Source organism: Candidatus Avelusimicrobium luingense (assembly GCF_902757105.1).
GTDB classification, from domain to species: Bacteria; Elusimicrobiota; Elusimicrobia; order Elusimicrobiales; family Elusimicrobiaceae; genus Avelusimicrobium; species Avelusimicrobium luingense.
On sequence record NZ_CACVTK010000003.1, the window covers coordinates 57884 to 82629 of the forward strand.

The 24746-nt window shown below is 43.7% G+C and carries 24 protein-coding genes and 3 tRNA genes; 19 read left to right on the forward strand and 8 right to left on the reverse strand.

All coding sequences use genetic code 11. The features are described from left to right. Positions 1 to 281: 281 nt before the first annotated feature. The 8 genes from ACQY3H_RS03580 to ACQY3H_RS03615 form a co-directional block, all read right to left on the reverse strand. Entirely contained in the window at positions 282 to 1181 is a 900-nt protein-coding gene (locus tag ACQY3H_RS03580) for a ParB/RepB/Spo0J family partition protein (RefSeq protein WP_428074950.1), read from the reverse strand. A gap of 2 nt (positions 1182 to 1183) precedes the next feature. Then, positions 1184 to 2017: a ParA family protein gene (locus ACQY3H_RS03585; RefSeq protein ID WP_428074952.1), complete on the reverse strand. Its 834-nt coding sequence runs from the start codon at positions 2015 to 2017 to the stop codon at positions 1184 to 1186. A 73-nt stretch (positions 2018 to 2090) separates the two neighbouring features. Next, complete coding sequence (gene lepB, locus ACQY3H_RS03590; protein ID WP_428074954.1) at positions 2091 to 3062, reverse strand: signal peptidase I; 972 nt, start codon at positions 3060 to 3062, stop codon at positions 2091 to 2093. Positions 3063 to 3078: 16 nt separating this feature from the next. Then, a complete protein-coding gene (locus ACQY3H_RS03595) occupies positions 3079 to 4185 on the reverse strand; it encodes a glycosyltransferase (protein ID WP_428074956.1) in 1107 nt (368 codons plus the stop codon). Positions 4186 to 4330: 145 nt separating this feature from the next. Next, positions 4331 to 4492, reverse strand: coding sequence for a rubredoxin (gene rd, locus ACQY3H_RS03600; RefSeq protein WP_428074958.1), 162 nt, complete (start codon positions 4490 to 4492; stop codon positions 4331 to 4333). Positions 4493 to 4507: 15 nt separating this feature from the next. After that, positions 4508 to 5023, reverse strand: a complete 516-nt coding sequence (locus ACQY3H_RS03605; protein WP_428074960.1) for a flavin reductase family protein — start codon at positions 5021 to 5023, stop codon at positions 4508 to 4510. A 1-nt stretch (position 5024) separates the two neighbouring features. Beyond that, the gene (locus ACQY3H_RS03610; RefSeq protein ID WP_428074962.1) at positions 5025 to 6224 is read right to left on the reverse strand and encodes an FprA family A-type flavoprotein; all 1200 of its coding nucleotides are present in this window, start codon (positions 6222 to 6224) and stop codon (positions 5025 to 5027) included. 15 nt (positions 6225 to 6239) lie between these two features. Beyond that, positions 6240 to 6626 carry a desulfoferrodoxin gene (locus ACQY3H_RS03615; RefSeq protein ID WP_428074964.1) on the reverse strand — a complete coding sequence of 129 codons (387 nt, stop codon included), beginning with the start codon at positions 6624 to 6626 and terminating at the stop codon, positions 6240 to 6242. A 304-nt stretch (positions 6627 to 6930) separates the two neighbouring features. Between ACQY3H_RS03615 and dnaA the strand changes: the two genes are divergently transcribed. The 19 genes from dnaA (at position 6931) to ACQY3H_RS03710 (ending at position 24742) form a co-directional block, all read left to right on the forward strand. Further along, positions 6931 to 8301, forward strand: coding sequence for a chromosomal replication initiator protein DnaA (gene dnaA / locus ACQY3H_RS03620; RefSeq protein WP_428074966.1), 1371 nt, complete (start codon positions 6931 to 6933; stop codon positions 8299 to 8301). A gap of 159 nt (positions 8302 to 8460) precedes the next feature. Beyond that, the gene (gene dnaN / locus ACQY3H_RS03625; RefSeq protein WP_428074968.1) at positions 8461 to 9570 is read left to right on the forward strand and encodes a DNA polymerase III subunit beta; all 1110 of its coding nucleotides are present in this window, start codon (positions 8461 to 8463) and stop codon (positions 9568 to 9570) included. Further along, entirely contained in the window at positions 9570 to 9866 is a 297-nt protein-coding gene (locus ACQY3H_RS03630; RefSeq protein WP_428074970.1) for a DciA family protein, read from the forward strand. The genes dnaN and ACQY3H_RS03630 overlap by 1 nt, the downstream gene beginning before the upstream one ends. A gap of 29 nt (positions 9867 to 9895) precedes the next feature. Beyond that, positions 9896 to 12367 carry a DNA topoisomerase (ATP-hydrolyzing) subunit B gene (gene gyrB / locus ACQY3H_RS03635; protein ID WP_428074972.1) on the forward strand — a complete coding sequence of 824 codons (2472 nt, stop codon included), beginning with the start codon at positions 9896 to 9898 and terminating at the stop codon, positions 12365 to 12367. Positions 12368 to 12430: 63 nt separating this feature from the next. Next, positions 12431 to 14950: a DNA gyrase subunit A gene (gene gyrA, locus ACQY3H_RS03640; protein WP_428074974.1), complete on the forward strand. Its 2520-nt coding sequence runs from the start codon at positions 12431 to 12433 to the stop codon at positions 14948 to 14950. Between the two features lie 147 nt (positions 14951 to 15097). Further along, the gene (locus ACQY3H_RS03645; RefSeq protein WP_428074976.1) at positions 15098 to 16549 is read left to right on the forward strand and encodes an alpha-amylase family glycosyl hydrolase; all 1452 of its coding nucleotides are present in this window, start codon (positions 15098 to 15100) and stop codon (positions 16547 to 16549) included. A gap of 164 nt (positions 16550 to 16713) precedes the next feature. Next, positions 16714 to 16953 carry an AtpZ/AtpI family protein gene (locus tag ACQY3H_RS03650; protein ID WP_428074978.1) on the forward strand — a complete coding sequence of 80 codons (240 nt, stop codon included), beginning with the start codon at positions 16714 to 16716 and terminating at the stop codon, positions 16951 to 16953. Continuing rightward, positions 16950 to 17711, forward strand: coding sequence for a F0F1 ATP synthase subunit A (atpB, locus tag ACQY3H_RS03655; RefSeq protein WP_428074980.1), 762 nt, complete (start codon positions 16950 to 16952; stop codon positions 17709 to 17711). Before ACQY3H_RS03650 ends, atpB begins: the two co-directional genes overlap by 4 nt. 42 nt (positions 17712 to 17753) lie before the next feature. Next, the gene (gene atpE, locus ACQY3H_RS03660; protein ID WP_428074982.1) at positions 17754 to 17981 is read left to right on the forward strand and encodes an ATP synthase F0 subunit C; all 228 of its coding nucleotides are present in this window, start codon (positions 17754 to 17756) and stop codon (positions 17979 to 17981) included. A 19-nt stretch (positions 17982 to 18000) separates the two neighbouring features. Beyond that, positions 18001 to 18495, forward strand: coding sequence for a F0F1 ATP synthase subunit B (atpF, locus tag ACQY3H_RS03665; RefSeq protein ID WP_428074984.1), 495 nt, complete (start codon positions 18001 to 18003; stop codon positions 18493 to 18495). A 1-nt stretch (position 18496) separates the two neighbouring features. Beyond that, complete coding sequence (gene atpH / locus ACQY3H_RS03670) at positions 18497 to 19024, forward strand: ATP synthase F1 subunit delta (protein WP_428074986.1); 528 nt, start codon at positions 18497 to 18499, stop codon at positions 19022 to 19024. 10 nt (positions 19025 to 19034) lie between these two features. Continuing rightward, positions 19035 to 20561: a F0F1 ATP synthase subunit alpha gene (atpA, locus tag ACQY3H_RS03675; protein WP_428074988.1), complete on the forward strand. Its 1527-nt coding sequence runs from the start codon at positions 19035 to 19037 to the stop codon at positions 20559 to 20561. Positions 20562 to 20573: 12 nt separating this feature from the next. Continuing rightward, positions 20574 to 21509 carry an ADP-glyceromanno-heptose 6-epimerase gene (gene rfaD, locus ACQY3H_RS03680; RefSeq protein WP_428074990.1) on the forward strand — a complete coding sequence of 312 codons (936 nt, stop codon included), beginning with the start codon at positions 20574 to 20576 and terminating at the stop codon, positions 21507 to 21509. Positions 21510 to 21526: 17 nt separating this feature from the next. Beyond that, entirely contained in the window at positions 21527 to 22432 is a 906-nt protein-coding gene (atpG, locus tag ACQY3H_RS03685) for an ATP synthase F1 subunit gamma (RefSeq protein WP_428074992.1), read from the forward strand. A 9-nt stretch (positions 22433 to 22441) separates the two neighbouring features. Continuing rightward, positions 22442 to 23860 carry a F0F1 ATP synthase subunit beta gene (atpD, locus tag ACQY3H_RS03690; protein WP_428074994.1) on the forward strand — a complete coding sequence of 473 codons (1419 nt, stop codon included), beginning with the start codon at positions 22442 to 22444 and terminating at the stop codon, positions 23858 to 23860. Between the two features lies 1 nt (position 23861). Next, entirely contained in the window at positions 23862 to 24272 is a 411-nt protein-coding gene (gene atpC / locus ACQY3H_RS03695; protein ID WP_428074996.1) for an ATP synthase F1 subunit epsilon, read from the forward strand. 204 nt (positions 24273 to 24476) lie between these two features. Continuing rightward, positions 24477 to 24547, forward strand: a tRNA-Gly gene (locus tag ACQY3H_RS03700). Positions 24548 to 24560: 13 nt separating this feature from the next. Next, positions 24561 to 24633: transfer RNA gene (locus ACQY3H_RS03705), tRNA-Thr, on the forward strand. Between the two features lie 36 nt (positions 24634 to 24669). After that, a tRNA-Thr gene (locus tag ACQY3H_RS03710) sits at positions 24670 to 24742 on the forward strand. Positions 24743 to 24746 lie beyond the last annotated feature (4 nt).

Genomic DNA, 24746 nt, shown 5'->3' on the forward strand with positions numbered 1-24746 from the left:
AAGGGACGGATCTCTTCAAAAGAGCCCGTCCCTTTTTCTTGTAGCGAAACTTAACAAAGACGTTTCGTTATAGACTAACTTTGTAGATGATTATATGATTTTTCAAAACCGTTCTAAGTTGCGTGGGCTAGTGCCCCGCATGGGCGTAGCGCTAGCTACGTCAAGGGGCAGGGACACGCAAATTGGCAGGTTTTGGAAAATTGTTTATCCGGAACACGACACAAGGTCACAAATAAAAAATTTGTGACCTTGTGCGTGCTTACAGAACTTACCAACAGCTGTTATAACATCTTGTGTTTAAGACGGCTGGCAATATTATCTAACTCATCTAACGAATGATAATGAATCACCAGCGTCCCTTTTTTGACATTCTTGCCGCATTTGACTTCTACTTTGGTACCTAGCGCGGCTTGCAAGTCGTTTTCAAAACTCGCAATATCGGCGGCTTTGGCCGTTTTAGCGGGTTTTTTCGTCGGAAACATCAATGCACGCGCCGCATCTTCGGCTTGGCGCACCGACATTTTGCTGCCGTTCATTTTTTTGAATAGCATATCCCGTTTTGCCGGATCGGTTACCATAAGTAGCGCGCGTCCGTGGCCTTCGCTAATGGTGCCGGCTTGCAACGCTTCTTGAATAGCAGGCTCTAATTCCAACAAGCGAAGGGCATTGGAAACGGCGGCTTTTGATTTGCCGCAATATGACGCCAAATCGGTTTGCGTGATGTAAAACTTACTCATCAAATTGCGGTAACCGAGCGCCGTTTCAATGGGGTTCAAATCCTCGCGTTGAATATTTTCAATTAAAGCGAGTGCGCACATTTCTTGGTCGCCCAAATGTTTATGAACGATGGCGTCAATTTCGGTAAGTCCGGCCAGTTGCGTAGCGCGAAAACGACGTTCCCCGACGACGATTTCATATTTATCTAACCCGGCATCATACACCACTACAATCGGTTGTGTAAGGCCGTGTTCTTTAATGGACTGGGCCAGTTCTTGGAGTTTTTCTTCGTCAAATACGCGACGCGGCTGAAAACGGTTGGGAACAATTTTATTAACTGCAATTTTTGAAACAGTTGTCCCCGCCGGAGCCGCTTGTTGCGCTTCTTGCGTTGTCATTTCGGAAATTTCTTGCGTTTGTTTAATAAGGGCATCTAACCCTTTTCCTAAAGCCTGTCTTACCATACTTATCCTCCAAAATCGTAATTTACAGTTCGTTCGCCGGTCATTTGGAACGAGCGGTACTCTTCCGCATCTGCCCCACGGCGGCTTAAAAATTCAATAGCGAGTTGAATATAGGCATTGGCCCCGCGGCAAGCCGGGTCGTAATCAAAGATAGATTGCCCGAAACTCGGCGCTTCGGCAAGCCGGATATTGCGCGGAATAGGTGTTTTATATACTTGGTCACCAAAAAAGCGGCTGACTTCGGAAAACACCTGTTTGGACAAATTCATACGGGAGTCAAACATGGTAAGGACACCGCCGTCTAATTTGAGTTTCGGGTGGAGAAATTGTTTGATTTTGGCCACAGTACTGATAAAGTGAGCCATCCCTTCCATGGCGTAATATTCGCACTGGACAGGCATGATCACGCTATCAGCCGCCATCATGGCGTTTAGCGTTAAAAGACCTAAAGACGGCGGGCAATCAATAATAATATACTTATACATTGCGCGCAACGGCTCTAATGCGTCTTTTAACATATTTTCGCGTCCGCGCACATTGACAAGTTCCACTTCCGCCCCCGCCAAATGTTTACAGGCCGGAATAACATCTAATAATTCATTAGATGTTTGGCGGACAACTTGTTCAAAAGTGGCTGTTTTTGTAAGCAAATGATAAACAGATTTGTCCCCTTCTTGCAAATTGACTCCTAAACCGGAGCCGGCATTGCCTTGCGGGTCAAAATCAATTAAAAGTACTTCTTGGTTCAAACATGCCAACGCATATGACAAATTGATAGATGTAGTGGTTTTTCCTACACCGCCTTTTTGGTTGGCAACAACAACAATTTCTCCCATAGTTCCTCCCAAGTATGATATATATTATTAAACATTATTTACGACTAAAAATCAATCATTTTTCACGTGAAAACTACTGCACTTTACCCATACGCTTTGGCGGCCAGTGAATCAGCCACGCTTTTCCTTTGATATTTTTAAGCGGTACCGGGCCCCAAAAACGAGAATCACATGAATTATCGCGGTTATCCCCCATGGCAAAATAGGTATCTTGCGGCACCACAACCGGGCCGAATTGGTCACGTAAATAAATACCAAAGACTTGTTCTAACTCGTGATCTTGCCAAAATTGTTGGTAGTTTTCTTTGACAATTACCGGGATTTCTTCCGGCGCATAATGAACACGTTTTACATCATCAAATTTTTCATAAGGCATAAGCGGCTGAAGTTCTCCATTAACATAGGCACGGGAGTCTTTCACTTCTACCGTATCTCCGGGCAGCGCAATGACGCGTTTAACAAAATCACGCTTATATTGACTCCCGCCGCAATTTTGCTGCTCACGAGATTCTGCCGGAAATTCAAATATGATAATATCCCCCTTTTGTATGGGTTTGGCCCACAATTTCTTATCCGTAAACGGAATTTGCACGCCATAAGCCATTTTATTGACAAACAAATGATCCCCTTCTAATAAGGTATCCCGCATAGAGGCAGACGGAATTTTGAATGCTTGTAAAAAGAAAAACATAACCACAGACGCTACAAATCCGGCAAAATATACGGTATTGCACCAATCTAAAGCCGATTTAATAAGTGGGGCTTGTGCTTCCTTTGTAAGAGAACGATTTTTAATAAAACTAAATATAGTATAGCCAATTATCGCTAAAGAGCCGATGATGAATTTCCCCCAAGGGAATATCCCCCCCGGCCCGCCGCTCATTACAAATAAGACCAAATACAACGCACTATGTAAAATTAACAACAAATACGCCGTATGCCAATAGACAAATCGTTGAGTCAGTTTGTCTTGTTTTATCCAATATTTGCTTATCTTATAAAAGATAAACATAATACATGCAATTATAAATAATCGTGCTTCCATTTAATTCTCCTACGGGTTAGTTTTCACGTGAAAACTCCCCCTTGATTAGTTGTTGATAAATCTGTTGATACTGTGTAAAAGGATCCGTGATTTTAGCGGCTTTTTCAAGCGATTTTTTCCCCATCTCCCGACGGAGACCTTCGTTATCCGCCAGCAAACTCAATAGGCAACTCAGTAGGGTAATATCTCCGGGGTTAAACAAATACCCGTTTGCCCCATGCTCTACCCAAACAGGCATATCGCCCACCCGGCTAACTACACAAGGCAAGCCCACCTGTATTGCTTCTAATAAAGCAAGCGGCAAACTTTCTTCTTTGGAAGATAAAACAAACACATCTGCCATATTCAAATAAGCGTTTATATTGTCGCGCTCCCCTTCTAAAAAAACCGCTTTATCCATGCCGCTTTGATGAATATAAGCCTCTAATTTAGCGCGCTCTTCCCCTTCTCCTACATATACCAGCCGAGTGTTTTGATTACGCATCCATACATTACGAAAGGCTTGTAATAGAGTTAAAGGATCTTTGACAGCGGCTAATCTTGCCACGCATACAAAAACAACTGTTTTCACGTGAAAACTTTTTCGGGCACGCATGGCATTTCGTAACGAATCATCTTTATAAAATTGCGTTTTATCTATGCCATTCGGCAAGAGATAAACCTTGTTTTTCGGATAGCCTTGATGGTTAATTAAATACTCTGCCGTGGAGAGAGATTCCGCTATGGCCAATGTATCTTTGGCTTCTAATAAACGGTCTGCCAAGCGAAATAAAAACGGCTTTTTAGATAAATCAAAGTGGGGGGTAACTACTAATTTTACTCCGGTTCTTGCACAGGCAATTCGCGCATATTCTATCGCACGAAAAAGCATAGCATGGACAATATCCGGTTTGAAATCAGCCATTTCCGCTTTTAATTTTTGTATGGTTTTTCCCGGCAGTTTACTAGATATGGTTTTTACTTCCAGTCCGTTTTGTTGTAATTCTTGGGCAATACGTCCTAATGGTTTGATACATAAAATACGCACCACATGGCCCTGGCGAACTGTTTCTTGTGCTAAAGCAGACAATGCTTTTTCTGCGCCGCCTGTTTCGGTGGAAGTAATCACATATAAAATCTTCATAGTTGTATTATAGTATTTTTTCAATAGAACTTAAACTATTTTTGATTTTGTAATAACCCCAAAAAAACGGGCGTTTTTCGTAACGCCCGTTTGTTATGAAAAAATCCTTAAAATTTAAGCATTTTTTTCAAAACCGCCCCAAAATTTAATTTTGCGCGGTGAACTGGGCCTTTCCTACCCCGCAAACAGGGCATACCCAATCTTCTTTTACCTGTTCCCAAGCGGTTCCGGCCGGAATTCCGTTTTCCGGATCGCCTACTGCGGGATCATACACATAACCACAAATTTCACAAACATATTTTACCATACATTTTCTCCTTTTCTAAAATTGGTGCGTTGCACCGGGCGGCACTTTGCCTTTGATGACGTGATGATAATATTCATACGTCAAAGCCGGATGATTAGTTTGAAACACGCCGGCATGTTTTACTTCGCCTACAAAAATAGTATGTGTTCCCATGTCTAACGTCTGAGAAACTTCCGCTTCCAAAAACGACAAAGTATGGTCGTTTACAATCGGACAACCTAATTTCCCCGTCGTAAAAGCCACTTTGGAAAATTTATCAAAATTACGTCCGGTACGAAAACCGAAAATACCGATAAAGGGTAATGTCGCCGTCTGATCAAGCGGCATGGCTGCAAAACGACGGATGCGTAACAAAATTTCGTGCGTCAAACTTTGTTTATTGACGGAAATTGCCACGCAGGGGGGAGTAGCCGTTACTTGAAAAACGGTGTTCACAATCATACCGTTTTTTTGTTTTTCGTCGGCAACGGTTAAAATATATAGTCCGTAAGTAATGTATTGCAAGCCTTTATTTATCTCGTTTAGTTCCATATTATGCGTGTAATTTTTCGTTAATTTTTTGCCCGATTTGTACCCCTAATTCATAACATTGGTTTAACATTTTATCGTCGGGGACAAAGGGGGATTTCACTGCAGGTGATATTATTTCTACGCCCATTTCTTCTAACATCTTTGTTACGCTATCTATCGGGGCACCGTTCCATCCGTACGAACCGAACGCCGCGCCGATTAAATTTTTCTTACGAATTCCTTTCAGGTAACAAAGCACATCGGCCATAGAGGGGAAAATTTGACTATTAAGTACCGGCGTACCGACGATAAGCGCCGCACTGTTTAGTAATTCAAGCGCGACATCACTCCTGTCGCTGTGGTGCATAGACACCACTTTTACTTGTGTACCGCACGACGATATACCATCCGCAATTTGGCGGGCCATTTTTTCGCTGCTGCCCCACATACTATCATAGACGATAACCGCTTTATTTGTCGGTTTTTGGGCAGCCCATTTACCGTATAATTCGACGATACGTGCGGGATCTTTGCGCCAAATAAATCCGTGATCGGGAGCGATCATTTTAGGTGATAAATTCATTTTCTTCAACTGTTCTAAAAACCGAAGTACAATATCCGAATAGGGCATGACGATATTGGCGTAGTATTTTTCGGCCTCGGTCATCCAAATTTTTTCATCATTCTCGTCGTCAAACAAACGGGAAGTTGCGTAGTGCATACCAAACACATCGTTACTAAACAGGATATTTTCTTTTTCTAAATACGAAAACATACTGTCCGGCCAGTGAAGCATGCGCGCTTCCACAAAAGAAATAACGTCGCTGCCGATATTGATTTTATCGCCGGTTTTTACCACTTTAAAGCGCAAATCTTGGTGGAAATGACTCATTAAATTTTTCAGTCCCATCGGCGAGACATATACTTCTTCGGGTTCGGTGGCTTGTACCGTTTGCACGAGCGCGCCGGAATGGTCTAATTCCGAATGATTGGAAATAATAATTTGAATTTTTTTCGGATCAATCACACTTTGTATGCGCTCTAACATCTCGTCGTAAAATTCTTTTTTTACTGTATCTATTAAGGTAGGTTTTTCGCCCAACACCAAATAGGCATTATACGTCGTGCCGCGGTGGGTAGAATAACCATGAAAATCACGCAAATTCCAATCAATGGCTCCCACCCAATAGACGTTATCCGAAATTTTGACCGCTTGTCTCATACTTATTCAAACTCCTTAATTTTCCGCTTGCCAAAGTCCGTGTAAATTACAATATTCACGTGCAATTACTTTATCCGCCTTTGTGTAAAAAACGGCTTCGGGTTTATCACCGGGGTTTAAGTGTTTACGCTGGATTTTTCCGCACGACGGACAAATCAGTTCAATCCACTCAATATAATGGGCTTGCGTAGACGGATGTTCCACACTACCTACTTTTACTTTATAACCTCCGTCAATTTTTTCAATCACCGGAACGTGTTTTTCAACGGCTCCGTCGGAAGTACCGGGTACAGCGTGTTTCATCGGTTGACCGCAGCAAACTAATTCTCCGGCGGCTCCTTTTACCACTTCCACCCGGTTTTTACAAACTTCACAAACATAAATATCGTGTAATTGTGTCATATAATCCCCCTAAAATAAACTGGTTATAGTCAAAAGTGTATCATATTTAATGATACCTAACCACCCTTTTATTATAAAGTTCCCTTATTTTTTTCTCAAGGCTAAAAAATGGTTAGAAAAACCATTTTCCCCCTAAAATTAGTTTCTTCCCATTTTAATATCATTTTATGCAAACCCGCTCTTTTAACAAAACGCCCCAATTTAAGCAAATTTAACGCATTTACACGCATTTTGCCATATTGACCTATAATCAAAATAAGTTGTAAGATATATAAGTCTATTTCATAAGTAGGATGGTAGTTTTGTGGAAAATAAAGAGAAGTACCCTCAATTAGTACCCGTTTTTCAAGATTTAGAACAGATTATCGGCAAAGACGATTATGATATGTGGTTACGCCCCGCAACCGTTGAGTTTGACGGGACGAACTTAACTATATTATTGCCTAATGAATTTTGGGGAAAAACCATACGTGACCGATATGAACATACTATTAAAGAAGCATTCTTAAAACATATCGGAGTGGCTATTTCGGTTATATATCAAGTGGCTGCACAACCGCCGGTTTCCCCGGTAAAATCCGTCAGAGATATTATTATTGAATCTCAACCGGTACGTGTTCAACCCGCTGCGGTAAATCCGTTTGCCGGGCGGTTAAATTCGTCTTATACATTTGAAAATTTTATTGAATCACCGTCTAACCGTTTTGCATATAAAGCGGCCCAGGCTGTGACAAAAAAACTCGGCTCGCGGGAAAATAATCCGCTTGTCATTTTTTCTTCTCCGGGATTAGGAAAAACACACTTATTACACGCAATAGGAAATCAAATTTCAAAAGATAACCCGTCAGCAAAAGTACTTTATATGTCCGGTGAAGAATTTGTCAGTGAATATATTGAATCTTTACAAAATAAAGTACAAGACAGTTTCCGTAAAAAATGCCGCACATTAGATTGTTTCTTAATGGACGATATTCAATTCGTGTCCGGTAAAGATGCATGTATAGAAGAATTTTTTAATACATTTAATGCCTTGTTTGAAAGTGGAAAACAAATTGTTTTATCATCCGATAGAACACCCCAACAATTAGAGTGGAACGAACGGCTTTCTTCGCGATTATTATCCGGTATTACTACCGAAATTAAACGCCCTAATTTAGAAACCCGTATCGCTATTTTACGCCAAAAACGTGACTCAATCAATTTTGATATTGGTGATGATGTTCTGGCTTTTATTGCCGAAGGCATCCAAACCAGCGTACGTGAATTGGAAGGCTCTTTATTCCGTTTAATGTCATATTGCGGCTTAAACGGTGTTACACCCTCTATTCCGATTGCAAAAGAATTACTATCCGATATGTTAGTAGTTGGAAAAGATAAGTCAATAAATGTAAATGCGATTAAAAAAATAGTCGGCAAACATTTTAATATTCGTATGGAAGATTTTAATTCCAAACGCAAAACCCAATCCGTAGCGTGGCCGCGGCAAATTGCCATGTTTTTAACAACCGATTTAACAGATTTATCTCTGTCTGAAATCGGACGCGAATTTAACCGCGACCATAGTACTATTGTTCACGCGCGCGATATAGTTAAAGAAAAAATAGATACAGATCCGTTTTTCGCCGCAACAATTAACCAAATTATTTTGGATATTAAGACTGTTGACAGTAAATAAATAATTGGTGGATAACTCAAAATAATTGGGGATAACATTTTCGGTTGTGCATACTGTGTATAAACAAGTTAGGTTATACACAAGCCGGATAAAAAAAAGGATAGACGAGAAATCACACTATCCACATTATAAACAAGACATAATAATAGGAATATAAATATGAAAATAAATATTACTAAAGCCACCCTATTAGAAGGAATTCAGGTTATTTCTTCCGGGGCTTCTTCCCGCACGACGCTTCCTATACTGCATAATTTCTTACTGGAAACTTCGGATGGAAAATTAAAATTGGTACGTACCGATATGGAAATGGCTACTATCCATTTTGTAAATGCTGAAATTGTAGAAGAAGGTAGCATTACCGTACCGATGAAAGAATTTTCAGATATTATTAAAAATTTACCGGATGATAAAGAAATCAATTTAACATTAGACGAAAATAATAAAGTTCATATTAAATCCGGTAAGAGTAAATTTTGGGTAATGGGTATGCCTAAGTCGGAATATCCCAGCATTCCCGAAGTACAACGAGAAAACAGTGTAGAATTAGATCCGGCTGAATTTTTAGACATGGTGGAGAAAACGGCTTTTTCCGCCTCTACTAAAGAAACCCGGTATATTTTAAATGGTTTACTTTGGAATAATACCGCCGATAAATTAGAAGTTGTTGCTACTGACGGTGGCCGTTTAGCATTAGCCACTCATAATGCGTTAGCAGGTTCGGCTCCTTTTAAAATTATTATTCCAACGAAAATTTTAACGGAAGTATGCCGTTTTATTTCGTTAGTTAAACCGGGAAAAGATGATAAAATTAACGTCTATGTATCGGAAAAACAAGTAAGTTTTATTTTAAAAGAAACTACTTTCCTTTCCCGTTTAATTGACGGAAATTTCCCGAATTATAACCAAGTAATTCCTACTAAAAAGAATATTACATTTGAAGTATTTTCTAAAGAATTACAAGCCTCTACCCGCCGTTCTGCGTTATGCTCAGGTGAGTTTGGCAGTGTAGTGAAATATAAGTTAGAAAATAATACTTTAACGGTTACTTCTAACGCACAAAATATGCAATTTACCGATGAAATTTCCGTAGAATATACCGGTGAAGAATTTGAAGTGGCTTTTATTCCGCAATCTATTTTAGATGTTCTTAAAAATATCGGTTCGGATAAAGTTTCATTTTCGTTTGTAAATTCATCTCAGCCGGCACTGATTGAACCGGTGGGAGATAATAAATTTAAGTATGTAATTATGCCGGTGCGGTCCTAATGAAATTTGGGGAAAAACCGCGTCCGGTTTGGTGTCCAAGTTCTGTATTAAATAGTAAGTTTAATCGGTTAAACAGCCGGCTAAACAAATTGATGATTTTAGATCATGTGTGGACACAATTAGTAGGAAATAAAGGTAAATTTTGGGTACTCCATGCAGTACAACGCGATACGATATATGTAAAAGTTCGCGTTGCTGTGGCGAAAAATGAATTAATTGCCCGTCGGGAACAGTTAATAAAAGAACTGAATAAACATTTTGAAACACCATGGATTAAACGTATTGAAATTTACTAGATTTTTGTAATTTTATTAAGGAGTTTTACATGACTGAAGAAGAAAAAGAGAAGGATTATGATTCTTCTAAAATTACAGTTTTAGAAGGTTTAGAGGCAGTACGCAAACGTCCGGCCATGTATATTGGTTCAACGGGTTTGCCGGGGTTACATCACCTTGTATATGAAGTGGTAGATAACTCTGTGGACGAAATTTTAGCGGGTGGTGCTACTACTATTACCGTTACCATTAAAGACGATATGACGTGTTCTATTCAAGACGACGGACGTGGTATTCCGGTGGACTTGATGAAGAACGCCAAAGACGCTAAATTACGCTCTAAATCAGCCTTAGAAGTTGTGATGACGGTATTACACGCCGGTGGTAAATTTGATAGCGGTGCATATAAGGTTTCCGGCGGATTGCACGGGGTAGGTGTATCGTGCGTAAACGCGCTGTCCGAAACCATGGACGTAGAAGTCCGCCGCGACGGTCATATTCACTTCCAACGCTATCACCGCGGTAAGCCGGAAGAAAAAGTTAAAATTATCGGCGATACTAACGAACACGGTACGAAAGTAACGTTCCATGCCGATAAAGAAATCTTCGGCGAACTCGCATTTTCCTACGAAGTTATCGGTAACCGTTTGCGCGAACTGGCGTTCTTAAACGCGGGTGTAAAAATTATTTATACCGATGAACGCAAAGACGAAAATCAAACTGTTACATTCTTTTACGAAGGCGGTATTTCCCAATTTGTTAAATTCTTAAACGCTAACAAAACCGTCTTAAACCCCGAACCGATTTATTTAACCAAAGAGGTGGGGGATAATTATATTTCGTTTGCTATTCAATACAACGAAAGTTATTCCGAAAACGTCTTTTCTTTCGTCAATAACATTCATACCGTAGAAGGCGGTACGCACTTAAGCGGTTTTCGCAGTTCGCTTACGCGTATTATTAACGAATATATTAAAAATAATAACATCTCCAAACATAAAGATATTTCCGTCGGCGGTGATGATATTAAAGAAGGCTTAACGGCTGTTTTATCCGTTAAGATTCCGCACCCGCAATTTGAAGGGCAGACAAAAACTAAACTCGGTAACTCCGAAGTAGAAGGTATTGTTCGCTCGGTCGTGGGGGAAACGTTAGCCACTTTCTTTGAAGAAAACCCGAAAACGGCACGTGCCATTTGTGAAAAATGCGTTGGCGCAGCCGTCGCGCGTGAAGCAGCACGCAAAGCGCGTGATTTAACCCGCCGCAAAGGGGCATTAGAAGGCGGCAGTTTGCCGGGTAAACTGGCCGATTGTCAAGAACGCGATAGCGCCAAATGCGAATTATTCCTCGTGGAAGGGGACTCCGCCGGCGGTTCAGCCAAACAAGGGCGCGACCGCGTATTTCAGGCTATTTTGCCGCTTCGCGGTAAAATCTTAAACGTAGAAAAAGCCCCGCTTGTTAAAATTTTATCCAGTGATACTGTACGCGATTTAATTTCTGCCGTCGGTACCGGCGTGGGTGAAGGCGAAGGCGGATTTGATATTTCCAAATTACGCTACGGCAAAATTATTTTGATGGCTGATGCCGATGTGGACGGACAACATATTTCCACGTTATTACTTACGTTCTTCTACCGTCAATTAAAACCGCTCATTGACGCGGGACACGTCTATTTGGCCCAACCGCCGCTTTACAAAGTCAAAAAAGGCAAAGTGGAGCAATATTTACAGACGGAAGACCAAATGCAACAGTGGCTCATGAAAGAAGGGTTGGCCACGGTAACCGTAACGGATATGCAGAAAAATGCCGAGATGAAACACGACGACCTGCGCGATTTATTAAAAATCTTGCGTGATGTGGAAGACATGCTCTTGAAATTGGAAGTTAAAAACATTACGCTTAAAGATTTCATGGCGTTCTTAGCCGAAGGCCGCGTGCCGCTTTATCGTATCCCCTTACAAAGCGGCGGTTTCCGTTATTTCTATACGGAACAAGAATATCGCGATTACGAAAATCAATATATTCAGGAAAAACGCGAAGAACTCGCGGCGGACGGAGTGGATGTCGCCACGATGACCGACGAAGCGTTAGTACCGGAACACCAAAGTTTGTTTGAATTTGGCAAGTTGCTCGCGTGCGAAAAGAAATTGGAAGCGTATCATTTCACGTTTGCGCAATATCCGCTTATTGAAAACGAAAAAGACCGCGTAAATCCGCTGTTTAAAGTTAATAACGGCAAGAGTGATGTGCTGGTGTACAGTTTAGCCGAACTCTTACATGCGGTCAAAGAAGCGGCCTCATCGGGTGCGTCTATCCAACGCTACAAAGGGTTAGGAGAAATGAACCCCGAACAACTCTGGGAAACCACTATGGACCCGGCCAAACGCAAACTCATCCAAGTCAAAATCAACGACGCTGCCGATACGGAACAAGCGTTCACGATGTTGATGGGAGACCGTGTAGAACCGCGGCGTGATTTTATTCAAACGCACGCGTTAGAGGTCAAAAACTTAGATATTTAACCGTTGTGGCGCGGTATATAGCCGCGCCGCAAGATGATTTGTCCGTAACAGGAGATTTTTAACATGAGTGAAGAAAATACCAACCAGCCGCAAGCCCAGAATGTGAATGTAAATGTGGACTTGTTTGGCAATATTCAACAACGCGATATCGCTAACGAAATGCGTTCGTATTATATTGACTATGCGATGAGCGTAATTGTCGGGCGTGCGTTACCCGACGTGCGTGACGGTCTTAAGCCGGTACACCGCCGCGTATTATATTCCATGAACGAAATGGGCTTAAAATATAACAAAGCCTACAAGAAATCCGCCCGTGTGGTGGGGGATGTACTCGGTAAATACCACCCGCACGGAGACACGGCCGTATATGATACGCTCGTGCGTATGGTGCAAGATTTCTCTTTACGCAAACCTTTAATTGACGGTCAAGGAAACTTCGGTTCTATTGACGGTGACTCTGCCGCCGCCATGCGTTATACCGAATGCCGCTTGCAAAAAATTTCCGAAGAAATGCTCGGCGATTTGGATAAAGATACCGTCAAAATGATTCCCAACTACGACGGCTCTTTATTAGAACCGTCCGTCTTGCCGGCTAAACTTCCGGCGCTACTTGTTAACGGTTCAGCCGGTATCGCCGTCGGTATGGCGACCAACATTCCCACGCACAACTTAAGCGAAGTTTGCGATGGTATTATCGCGTACATTAAAAACCCGAACATTACCGTTAAAGAAATGATGAAGATTGTGAAAGGGCCCGATTTCCCTACGGGTGCTATCATCCGCGGTACGAAAGGTATTTACGAGTATTTTGAAACAGGCCACGGAAGTGTTAAAGTACAAGCCACCACGGAAATTGAAGAACGCAAAAACGGACGTGAAGCCATTATCGTAACGGCTATTCCGTATCAAGTCAACAAAACCTCGCTGATTGAAAGCATTGTGGGGCTTGTGCGCGATAAAAAAATCACCGATATTTCCGATATCCGCGACGAGTCGGACAGACGCGGTATGCGCCTGGTCATTGAAATCAAACGCGACGGAAATGCGCAGGTCGTACTTAATCACTTATTTAAGCATACGCAATTGCAAACGTCATTCCCGGTCAATATGCTGGCGATTGTGGACGGACGCCCGCGCGTATTGTCGCTTAAAGAAGTGATGAAAGCGTACGTCAAACACCGCAAAGAAATTGTTACGAACCGCACCAAATTTGACTTAAACAAAGCGCAAAAACGCGAACATATTTTGAACGGGTTGTTAATTGCTATTGCGAATATGGATGAAGTAGTTGCCATTATCCGCAACGCTAAAGACCCGACGGAAGCCAAATTTACTTTGATGAAACGCTTTACGCTAACGGAAGTGCAAGCACAAGCCATTTTGGATATGCGCTTACACCAGTTAACGCAACTGTCCGCGCTTGCAATTGAGCAAGAACGTAAAGACTTATTAAAACTGATTGAGGATCTCAAATATATTTTGAACAATCCGCAAAAAGTATTAGACATTATTGTAGATGAACTGACGGACTTAAAGAAAAACTACGGCGATCCGCGCCGCACCGAAATCGGCCCGGACATGACGGACTTCTCTATGGAAGACCTCATTGAAAAAGAAGATGTCGTCATCACCATTTCCAATGACGGTTACGCCAAACGTATCCCGCTTTCCACCTACAAGAGCCAGAATCGCGGCGGCAAAGGTATTATCGGCAGCAAGACGAAAGAAGAGGACTTTATGGAACACCTGTTCATTACGTCGTCTCACGCTACGATTTTGATGTTCACCAGCCGCGGGCGCGTATTCTCGCTGCGGGCCTTTGAAATTCCGGAAGGCAACCGTATGTCCAAAGGAAAAGCCCTCGTGAACTTGCTGCAAATTACGGGCGAAGAAAAGGTCACATCTGCTATTGCTATTGAAGATTTTGACCCGAAAAATTGCGAAAATACCTACTTAACCATGTGCACCCGCTTGGGTAGCATTAAACGTGTGGAACTGGGCGAATTTGCGCACCTGCGCCGCACCGGTATTATTGCGATCGGGTTGGACGAAGGCGACGTGCTTGTCGGCGTGCAACTTACGCATGGCAAGTCGGATATTTTGGTGGCTACGAGAAACGGTAAATCCATCCGCTTTGACGAAAACCAAGTCCGCGCCATGGGCCGCCCGGCACACGGTGTACGCGCCATTAACTTAGGCGAAGATGACGTCGTTGTCGGTATGGAACACGCGCCGAACGACGGCGGCGAACAACCGGATGTGTTATCCGTCTGTGAAAACGGATTCGGCAAACGCACCGAATTTAGCGAATATAAACGCCAAAACCGCGGCGGTATGGGTGTTATTACCATCAAAACGACCGCGCGCAACGGAAAAGTCGTCGGTATTAAACTTGTTGATGAAACGAAAGACTTGATGATTATTACCGAAAAAGGCATGACCATTCGCTTACGCTGCGGAGATATCCGCTCCGTCGGGCGCAACGCACAAGGTGTAACGTTGGCGAAGATGGAACAAGGCGATAAGATTGCTCGTATCGCTCCGGTTGTTAAGGACGACGAGGAAGAAGAACAAGCCGAATAACGGCTGTTAGTAACTTCTGGTTATATACGAAACCCAAAACTTTATGTTTTGGGTTTCGTTGTTTCCAAGGATATAATTTCCTTTTTTGTTTCAAAATCTATTTACAACCCCGGCAAAAAATTAGTATAAAAAGATAAGGGGGATTCTATGAGAACCAATCCGCATATCTTGGAAATTCACACCCGTGCTTGGCTAAAACGCTTGGAAGCCAAATACGGTCAAAAATTTACGTTAGACAACATTCCGGAACGATTTTTTGAGACGGCAAAAAGTATGGGTTTTGATGCCGTTTGGTTGATGGGCGTTTGGAAGCAAAGCCCCAAAGCGTGTGAAATTGCCCGCTCCTCCCAAGATTTGCAAAACCAAGTCCGTGCGATTAAACCCGATTTTTCTCCCCAAGATATTGTAGCCTCTCCGTATGCAGTTTATGCGTATGAAGTAGATGATTCGCTGGGCGGACAAGCCGCTTTGGAAATTTTTCGCGGCAAACTCAAAGCGCGCGGAATTTCGCTTTTGTTAGATTTTGTCGGCAACCACATGGCGTTAGATTGCCCGATGGTTGAAGAAGACCCCGATTTGTTTATCAATACCGGAACGGCAGAACCTGCCCATCATAAAGATTGGTTTTTCAAAACGCAAAAAGGCATTTTCATCGCTCATGGACGCGACCCGTATTTCGCGCCGTGGACGGATACGGCGCAACTGAATTATTTTAATCCCAAAACGCGCGAATTTATGCTTAACAATTTGCGTCGTGTGGCCCAATTATGCGACGGTGTTCGTTGCGATATGACCATGCTTGCGCTCAATAAAGTACATCGTGATATTTGGTGGGAATTTATCGGCTCTACGCTACCCAAAGAAGAATTTTGGAGCGAGGCCTTAAATGCTATTCGCGAAGAACATCCCGAATTTACATTTATCGCCGAAGTATATTGGGGATTAGAGTGGGAAATTCAGGAACTCGGTTTTGATTATACATACGATAAAATTTTGTACGACCGCTTGCGCTTTTCCAGCCCGCAAGATATTCGCGGCCATTTAGGCGCGGAACACTTGTATCAGATGCGTTCCATGCGTTTTACTTCTAACCACGACGAAGAAGAATCGCTTAAAGCATTCGGACGTGAAAAATCGTTGGCCGCCAGCGCTATTATTGCGACCTTGCCCGGTGCGCGGCTATTTCAATTTTTCCAACTATTGGGACGTCCGGCCCGTATGCCGATTCAATATATTCAAGATTGGTTTGAAAAAGACGAAGACGTTTTTGCCTATTACCGCAAACTCCTAAACATTGCTTCCGCGCCCGCTTTCCATGGCGGACAATGGAACTTGTGCGACGTTCGCCCCGAAGGCGACGGCTCGTGCGGGAATATTTTGTCGTGGCAATGGAAGCAAATGAACACCGGCAAATTTATTATCATCAATTACAGCAACGCTCCCGCCAAATGCCGTATCCCGTTAAAAGGCGTGGGCGGCAGCACGGTAACGGAAGAATTTTCCGGTGCGAAAGTGATGATTACCGACGAAGCGCGCGCGCAAGGGTTGATGCTAGAGTTAAAACCCTACGAAAGTAAAATCTTCACGTTCCAAATATAATCACCGTCTTGTTATGATGCGCAAAACCCAAAACTGCTGTTTTGGGTTTTGTTATTTGTGGGGGCGTGCTCCGGTAATCAAAAATCCGTAAAGATTTATCATGCGAATCGGGTAAATTTTTTATAATATAATTATATACGCACCCATGCGCGCGTACAGACAATATGGCATTGAACGATTTTTCCAAACAAGACCACGTTGCTATTTCTTCGCTGGGGATGGAATTTGCCTTGGCAGAAGTGTTAGGCTGCGGCGTGGGATATTGGTTGGATAAACGCTGGGGAACACTCCCTTGGATGTTAATTGCCGGCGTATTTTGCGGATTTGGGCTGGGAATATATATCGTTTGGCGCCGAGCGAAGGAATTGGCCCGCCAAACTAAAACGCAAGAGAAACAAAAATGAACGTCGCCGATACTATCGCACATCACATTTTAGACCATAACTGGGGAATCACGCTGGGCGGCATTTCGCTTCCGATCACTACCCATAGTGTGATTATTTTTTCTGTTAGCGTTGTATTGCTTTGTTTGTTAGCGTGGATTAGCCGTCCGCATACCAGCCGTGCGGGGCGTTTGTTAACTACGCTACTGGAAGAATATGTTTCATTTATCCGCGACGGACTTGTTTTGCCTAATATGGGTGCGGAAGGCAAAGGTTTTTTGCCGTACTTCTGCACGCTTTTCTTGTTCATTTTATCCGTCAATTTAGCGGGGATGATTCCCGGCTTAAAAACCGCTACTTCTAACATTTCCGTTACGGCGGCGCTTGCGTTATGTTCGGGCGGAATTATCTTGTATAGCGGACTCAAATTCCATGGTGTTATCGGGTTTATAAAAGGTTTTGTCCCGTCGGGGACGCCGATGTGGCTAGTGCCGCTTATTTTCCCGCTGGAAGTAATTAGTACCGTTATCAAAGTGTGCGTGTTGGCGATTCGTTTATTTGCCAATATGCTTTCCGGGCACATGGTGCTGATATGTTTGCTTTTGATTATTTTTATCGTCGGGCAAATGAAATTTTCAGCCGGTGTGTTGTCGGTTTTTCCCGCGATGGGATTAGAGATTTTTATGACGTGTTTGGAGTTGCTGGTTGCTTTTTTACAAGCGTATGTATTTTCGTTGTTAACGGCTATTTTTGCCGGATCCGTTATTCATACGCATTAACAAATTTTTAATTTACGGGCATTGCCCAACAAGGAGAAAACTATGGAATTAGCCGTCTTAAAGTACATTGCCGCCGGACTGGGTGCCGGTTTAGTGGTTATCGGTGCGGGTTTCGGGTTAGGTAAAATCGGTACTGCTGCATTGGAAGGAACCGCCCGCCAACCGGAAGCCGGTGGTGATTTGCGCACCACGATGATTATTATTGCCGCTCTGTTGGAAGGGGCCGCGATGTTAGGCTTAGTTATTTGTTTATTAACGATGGTCATGTAGGTTTGCACGGACGAAAAATATGGAAGATTTGTTAAAACCCGATATCGGGGTAATGATTCTTACCATTTGCAACTTTTTGCTCTTGGCGTATCTGCTCAAACGATTTGCGTGGAAAGGTATTATCGGCGCGTTGGAAAAACGCGAACAGCAAATCGCGAGCGATAAGCAACAAGCGCAAGAAGCACGCGCCGATGCTGAAAAAATAAAAGCCGAATTGGAAGAAAAATTAAACCGCTTGTCCGAAGAAACGTCCCAAAAAATAGCACAAGCCGTTGCTTTGGGACAAACCCAACGCGAGCAATTACTCGCCGGGGCTAAAGAAGAAGCCGAACGTATGCTTGCCCAAGCGCGTGAGCAAATTGCGGCAGAAAAAGATCAAGCCCTTGCCGAGGTACGAGACGAAATCGTTCGTACGGCCGTGTTGGCGGCAAAACAAGTGGTGCGCGAAGATATAGACGCTTCGCACGCGCAAGCCGCGGTAGATCGCGTATTAAACGAGATAAAACAAAAGTAATATGAACAGTTCCCAGCGTATAGCGGCACAACGTTACGCCGCCGCGTTTGATAAAATCAGTTCTTCACCGGACCAAGCCGTTTTGCGTGCGGAAGAATTGTCCAGCGCGGCGCAAGCGTTAGCACAGGCAAAAGCCTTTTTTACCGCGCCGGAAATTACGCTGGAACAAAAGAAACAGGCCGTTAGCCAAGCCTTGGCGAGTGTGCCGCAAATAGCCTCGTTTGTGCAAGTGCTTTTAGAAGCCAAACGTTACGATTTGTTACCGCAAATTGTAGAAGAAGTAGCGGCATTGGCTGATGAACGGCAAGGAATTTTACGTGCGCAAGTGGTATCGGCGGAGCCTTTGTCTGACACAGAAAAACAGCAGACACAAAAAACCCTTCAAGCGCGTTACGGTAAAACCGTAAAAGCCGTTTTTAAGACGGATAAAAATATTTTAGGCGGCTTAAAAATAACATGCAACGGAGAACTTTTAGACGGCAGTTTGCAAGGACAGTTAGACCGCTTGCAAGAAGAATTAACAAAATAACGGAATAAATATGGCAATCAGACCGGAAGAAATTACAACAATTATTAAAGAAAAAATAGCCCATTTTGACACGTCGGTAGATGTGAGTGAAATCGGCCGCGTTATCCAAGTTGGTGACGGTATCGCGCGCGTGCATGGGTTAAGTAACGTCAAAGCCTCCGAACTCGTAGATTTCGGTAACGGTGTAAAAGGGATGGCGATGAATTTGGAATATGACAACGTCGGCTGTGTGTTGATGGGGGCCGATACCCAAGTCAAAGAAGGCGACATTGTCAAACGTACCGGAGAAGTTATCAGCATTCCCGTAGGGGCAGGTGTTGTCGGGCGCGTGGTCAACCCACTCGGATTACCGCTGGACGGAAAAGGCGAAATCAAAACCGATAAAAATATGCCGCTTGATATCGTGGCTCCCGGTATTATTGACCGCCAACCTGTTAAACAACCGTTGCAAACGGGCATTAAAGCCATTGACGCTATGGTGCCGATCGGAAAAGGCCAACGCGAACTTATCATCGGTGACCGCCAAACCGGTAAGACTGCTATTGCCGTAGATGCTATTATTAACCAAAAAAACATTCCGGATAACGAACGTTGTATTTGTATTTATGTGGCTATCGGACAAAAACAAAGTACGGTAGCGCAAGTCGTTAAAACATTAACCGATTTCGGTGCGATGGATTATACGGTGGTCGTATCGGCTACGGCGTCCGATCCCGCTTCGTTACTCTATATTGCGCCGTATGCCGGATGTGCGATTGCCGAGTATTTTATGTGGCAAGGCAAAGACGTGCTGATTGTGTATGATGATTTGTCTAAACATGCCCAAGCCTACCGCCAGATGTCGCTTTTGTTGCGTCGCCCGCCGGGACGTGAAGCCTACCCCGGTGACGTGTTTTATTTGCATTCTCGTTTGTTGGAACGTGCTTGCAAATTATCTAACGAAAATGGCGGCGGTTCTATCACGGCTTTGCCGATTATTGAAACGCAAGCCAACGACGTTTCGGCCTATATTCCTACCAACGTCATTTCCATTACCGACGGACAAATCTATTTGGAAAGCAACCTCTTTTTAAGTGGTATTAAACCGGCGGTAAACGTCGGGTTATCCGTGTCGCGCGTGGGGGGAAGTGCCCAACGCAAAACCATGCGCAAAGTAGCGGGAACGTTGCGTATTGATTTGTCGCAGTATCAGGAACTGGCCGGGTTTGCACAATTCGGCTCCGAACTGGATAAGGAATCGCAACGTCAAATTGCCCGCGGGCAACGTATGACCGAACTGCTTAAACAAAACCAATACGCTCCGCTAACGGTAGCGGAAGAAGTGCTTGTGTTGTATGCAGGCACACACGGGTATTTGGATGAAATAGCCGTTGCGGATGTGTCGGCGTATGAAAAACAACTTTTAGCATTTGCTAAAGCCAATGCGGCTGATGTATTAAATACATTAGGCGCGGCCAATGAATTAACAGAAGAAGTAGAACAAAAAATTACAGGGTTATTAGAAAATTTCAAAACGGTGTTTCACGCCGGAAAATAGGAGAAGAAAAAAATGGAAACAAAATCAAAGAAAAAATACTTAGTTACCGGCGGTGCGGGATTTGTCGGCAGTAATATCGCCAAAGCCTTGGAAGCCGAAGGGCATGAAGTTACCGTTTTAGATGATTTTTCCAAAAACGGACACTTCAAAAACTTGATCGGTTTTAAGGGAGATGTCATTACCTGCGATTTGTTCCAAAGCGTACCGCACGATATGTATTTTGATGCTATTTTCCACGAAGCGGCCATTACGGATACAACGGTCATGGACCAAAAAGCCATGATGGAACAAAACGTGGAAGCGTTCAAAAATCTGCTCAATTTCGCAGCCGATAACGAAATTAAAAAAGTCATTTATGCTTCTTCTGCCGCGACGTATGGCAACGGCCCCGTACCTAACGTGGAAACACAACCTACTCATCCGGAAAACGTATATGGGTTTTCCAAAGTAATTATGGATAACGTCGCCCGTCAATTTTCCGAAGATAATAACGATATGAAAATTATCGGGCTTCGGTATTTTAACGTCTATGGACCGGGTGAATATCACAAAGGCAAAATGGCCAGTATGGTCTATCAATTGTATAACCAAATGAAAGCCGGCAACCGTCCGCGCGTGTTCAAATACGGCGAACAACAACGCGATTTTGTGTACGTAAAAGATATTGTCAAAATCAATTTATGTGCGCTCAAAAACGGTAAAGAAACGGGTGTGTTTAACGCGGCAACCGGCGTACCGCGCGATTACAATGCCATTATTGCGTGCTTGAATAAAGAACTCGGTACAAATTTGGAACCGGAATATATCGATAATCCGTATCCGTTCTTCCAACTCAAAACGCAAGCCGATATTACAAAGTCCAAAGAAAAACTCGGCTACGAGCCGGACTATACGCTTGAAAAAGGTATTGAAGATTACGTGGCAATTTTGGAAGGCCGCCACGAATAAATCAATCAGGAAAAACTATGCAATCGCTTAGGGACATTCGCCAAAACATCAAGGCCATCAAATCTACGCAGCAGATTATGCAGACGATGAAAATGATTTCAAACGCCCGCATTCGTAAAGCGCAAGATGCTATGGTTGCGGCCCGCCCCTTTGCGACGAAAATGTTGGAAATGGTCAGTGATTTTACGCCCGATGTGCTCGCCTTGCCACAACCGCAAGACGGTACGGAACGTTGGGCAAGCCGTATGTTTATTAACCGCACCGCCGACCCAAACAAAATCGGTTTGTTAGTTATCACCGGCGACAAAGGACTCACGGGTTCGTTTAATGCCGTCATTTTGCGCGCGGCGATGCGGTTTTTAAGAGAACACAAAGACCATGAAATTTTTGTGTTTGCGGTGGGGAAAAAAGGACGTGATTTCTTGGCGCGCTTAAAAATGCCGAACCTGCATATTGTGTATGAAAGTGTAGGGATTTTTCCGAAGGTTTCTTATGCCCATGCGGAATTACTCGGCGAAGCGGTCATCAAAACATTTTTGGAAGAAAAACTCAAAAACGTTACGCTTATTTACAACGATTTTAAGTCGTTGGCCAGCCAAACGTTATTGGAGCAGGAAATTTTACCGTTTGCACAACATGCTAAAAAAGATAACATTTCCGCCAAGAAATTTGAATTTGAGCCGGGCCTGTTGGAAATTTTTAAGTTAATGGTACCGCGCTTAATCAAAGCCAATATGTATCGCGTGCTATTGGAATCGCAAGCGGCCAATTTGGCGGCTACGACCAACGCGATGGACGCGGCCAGTAAAAACGCAGGCGAAATTGCCGCCGCGTTAGGTTTAACGCTTAACAAGGTGCGTCAAGCCGGTATTACCAACGAAATTTTGGATATTGTCAACGGGGCAGAAGCCCTAACCAATTAACGGGGAATTATGAATACGGGAAAAGTGATTCAAGTAATCGGCGCGGCGGTGGACGTGCAATTTTCGCAAGAAAATTTGCCGGCCATTGAAAACGCGATTGAAATTGAAATGGAAGGCGGACGCAAAATTACCGCCGAAGTCGCCCAACAAGTCGGCGACGGAATTGTGCGTTGTGTATCGTTGGAAAGTACCGACGGCTTACAACGCGGTGCAAAAGCCATAGATACGGGTGCCTCTTTGAAAGTGCCGGTGGGCGAAAAATGTTTAGGACGTTTGCTAAATGTGCTGGGCCAACCGCAAGATCACAAAGGCGAAATTGAGGCGGAGATGAAACTGCCCATTCACCGTGCGGCACCGTCTTTAGAAGACCAAAACCCGACCCCGGAAATTTTTGAAACGGGTATTAAAGTTATTGATTTAATTGCCCCGTATATGAAAGGCGGAAAAGTAGGCCTTTTCGGCGGCGCAGGCGTTGGTAAGACCGTTCTTATTATGGAACTTATTAACAACGTGGCGCGCGAACACCACGGCAGTTCCGTATTTGGCGGCGTGGGGGAACGCAGCCGCGAAGGAAACGATTTGATGTTGGAAATGAGCGAATCCAAATTGTCCGACGGTAGCAGTGTATTAGATAAAACAGTGCTCGTGTACGGACAAATGAACGAACCGCCCGGAGCGCGTGCCAAAGTGGCGCTTACGGCTTTGACACAAGCAGAGTATTTCCGCGATGTCAAAGGGCAAGACGTCTTGTTATTTTTGGATAACATTTTCCGCTTTGTGCTTGCTAACTCCGAAGTATCTGCTCTTTTGGGGCGCATGCCTTCCGCCGTCGGTTATCAGCCGACCTTAAATACGGAAATCGGCGGTTTGCAAGAACGTATCACTTCTACCAAAAAAGGCGCTATTACTTCTATTCAAGCCGTTTACGTTCCGGCGGATGATTTAACCGATCCCGGCGTGGCGGCGACATTTACGCACTTGGACTCTACGTCGGTATTATCGCGCCAAATTGCCAGTTTGGGTATTTATCCGGCGGTAGATCCGTTGGAATCTTCCTCTCGCATTTTAGACCCGCGCATTTTGGGCGAAGAACATTATAATGTGTCCCAACGGGTACGCCAAATCTTGCAGAAATACAAAGATTTACAAGATATTATTGCGATTTTGGGTATGGACGAACTTTCCGACGAAGACAAAAAAACCGTCGGTCGTGCGCGCCGTATTCAAAAGTTTTTGTCGCAACCGTTCTCAGTGGCGGAACAATTTACGGGTCATCCCGGCAAGTATGTAAAATTAGCCGATACGATAAAAGCATTCAAGGGTATTGTAGAAGGGGAATATGACCACATCCCCGAATCATGTTTCTATATGTGCGGCGGCATTGAAGATGTGCTTGCCAAGTATGAAGAAGTAAAAGACCGCGAGTAATATGGCCAAGAAATTAAAACTCAATCTCGTGACACCCCAAAAGCAACTGCTTACCGATATGGAAGTAGATATGGTAGTGTTGCCTGCTTTTTTGGGGGAAATGGGTATTTTGCCCGGACACGTGCCGGCGCTTGTCCAACTGACCTATGGAGCGTTGCGTTATAAAAAGGACGGTAAAGATTTTGATTTTGCCGTCATGGGCGGGTTTGTGGAAGTGGAAGACGATGTGGTGAACGTCTTTGCCGAAGGAGCCGACCTCGCCGACGAGATTGACGAAGAAGCCGAAAACCAAAAAATCAAAAAAGCAAAAGAAGCCCTTTCCAAAAAAGATGCGGACATTGATTTTGAACTCGCCGAAATTGAACTGAAACAAGCCATTACGCGCATGAAGGTAAAACGCCGTAAAGTGTAATAAACAGAATGGTTTTGGTTAAAACGACCCCGAGCGGTATTTTCGGGGTTGTTTTTTTAAGGAAGAATTTTCTTGCCAAAAAAATCGGTCCTATGCTATAATATATAAAAGGCCTCCGGGAAGGGGGCCGTTTTTAACGGCAAGAACAGACGAAAAATCTTTTCTTGTGAGTGGTTTTTTTGATATAATAAAGTGATGTTTTTTGCGGGCGTGGTTCAATGGTAGAACACTAGCCTTCCAAGCTTGTGACGTGGGTTCGATTCCCATCGCCCGCTTTGACAATTTTCTGCTGGGGTAGCTCAGTCGGTAGAGCATCTCCATGGTAAGGAGAAGGTCGTGGGTTCGATTCCCACTCCCAGCTTAGCAGATTTGCAGTACAGTAGTAAGGTAGTAGAGTGCTGGGGTAGCTCAGTCGGTAGAGCATCTCCATGGTAAGGAGAAGGTCGTGGGTTCGATTCCCACTCCCAGCTATTT

Coding starts and splice junctions, on each gene's coding strand:
- atpH (WP_428074986.1), top strand. CDS start 18,497: ATGAACAGTTCCCAGCGTATAGCGGCACAACGTTACGCCGCCGCGTTT.
- rfaD (WP_428074990.1), top strand. CDS start 20,574: ATGGAAACAAAATCAAAGAAAAAATACTTAGTTACCGGCGGTGCGGGA.
- gyrB (WP_428074972.1), top strand. CDS start 9,896: ATGACTGAAGAAGAAAAAGAGAAGGATTATGATTCTTCTAAAATTACA.
- atpE (WP_428074982.1), top strand. CDS start 17,754: ATGGAATTAGCCGTCTTAAAGTACATTGCCGCCGGACTGGGTGCCGGT.
- ACQY3H_RS03610 (WP_428074962.1), bottom strand. CDS start 6,224: ATGAGACAAGCGGTCAAAATTTCGGATAACGTCTATTGGGTGGGAGCC.
- gyrA (WP_428074974.1), top strand. CDS start 12,431: ATGAGTGAAGAAAATACCAACCAGCCGCAAGCCCAGAATGTGAATGTA.
- atpB (WP_428074980.1), top strand. CDS start 16,950: ATGAACGTCGCCGATACTATCGCACATCACATTTTAGACCATAACTGG.
- ACQY3H_RS03585 (WP_428074952.1), bottom strand. CDS start 2,017: ATGGGAGAAATTGTTGTTGTTGCCAACCAAAAAGGCGGTGTAGGAAAA.
- ACQY3H_RS03645 (WP_428074976.1), top strand. CDS start 15,098: ATGAGAACCAATCCGCATATCTTGGAAATTCACACCCGTGCTTGGCTA.
- ACQY3H_RS03595 (WP_428074956.1), bottom strand. CDS start 4,185: ATGAAGATTTTATATGTGATTACTTCCACCGAAACAGGCGGCGCAGAA.
- atpA (WP_428074988.1), top strand. CDS start 19,035: ATGGCAATCAGACCGGAAGAAATTACAACAATTATTAAAGAAAAAATA.
- ACQY3H_RS03615 (WP_428074964.1), bottom strand. CDS start 6,626: ATGACACAATTACACGATATTTATGTTTGTGAAGTTTGTAAAAACCGG.
- atpG (WP_428074992.1), top strand. CDS start 21,527: ATGCAATCGCTTAGGGACATTCGCCAAAACATCAAGGCCATCAAATCT.
- lepB (WP_428074954.1), bottom strand. CDS start 3,062: ATGGAAGCACGATTATTTATAATTGCATGTATTATGTTTATCTTTTAT.
- atpD (WP_428074994.1), top strand. CDS start 22,442: ATGAATACGGGAAAAGTGATTCAAGTAATCGGCGCGGCGGTGGACGTG.
- atpF (WP_428074984.1), top strand. CDS start 18,001: ATGGAAGATTTGTTAAAACCCGATATCGGGGTAATGATTCTTACCATT.
- ACQY3H_RS03650 (WP_428074978.1), top strand. CDS start 16,714: ATGGCATTGAACGATTTTTCCAAACAAGACCACGTTGCTATTTCTTCG.
- ACQY3H_RS03605 (WP_428074960.1), bottom strand. CDS start 5,023: ATGGAACTAAACGAGATAAATAAAGGCTTGCAATACATTACTTACGGA.
- rd (WP_428074958.1), bottom strand. CDS start 4,492: ATGGTAAAATATGTTTGTGAAATTTGTGGTTATGTGTATGATCCCGCA.
- dnaN (WP_428074968.1), top strand. CDS start 8,461: ATGAAAATAAATATTACTAAAGCCACCCTATTAGAAGGAATTCAGGTT.
- ACQY3H_RS03630 (WP_428074970.1), top strand. CDS start 9,570: ATGAAATTTGGGGAAAAACCGCGTCCGGTTTGGTGTCCAAGTTCTGTA.
- atpC (WP_428074996.1), top strand. CDS start 23,862: ATGGCCAAGAAATTAAAACTCAATCTCGTGACACCCCAAAAGCAACTG.
- ACQY3H_RS03580 (WP_428074950.1), bottom strand. CDS start 1,181: ATGGTAAGACAGGCTTTAGGAAAAGGGTTAGATGCCCTTATTAAACAA.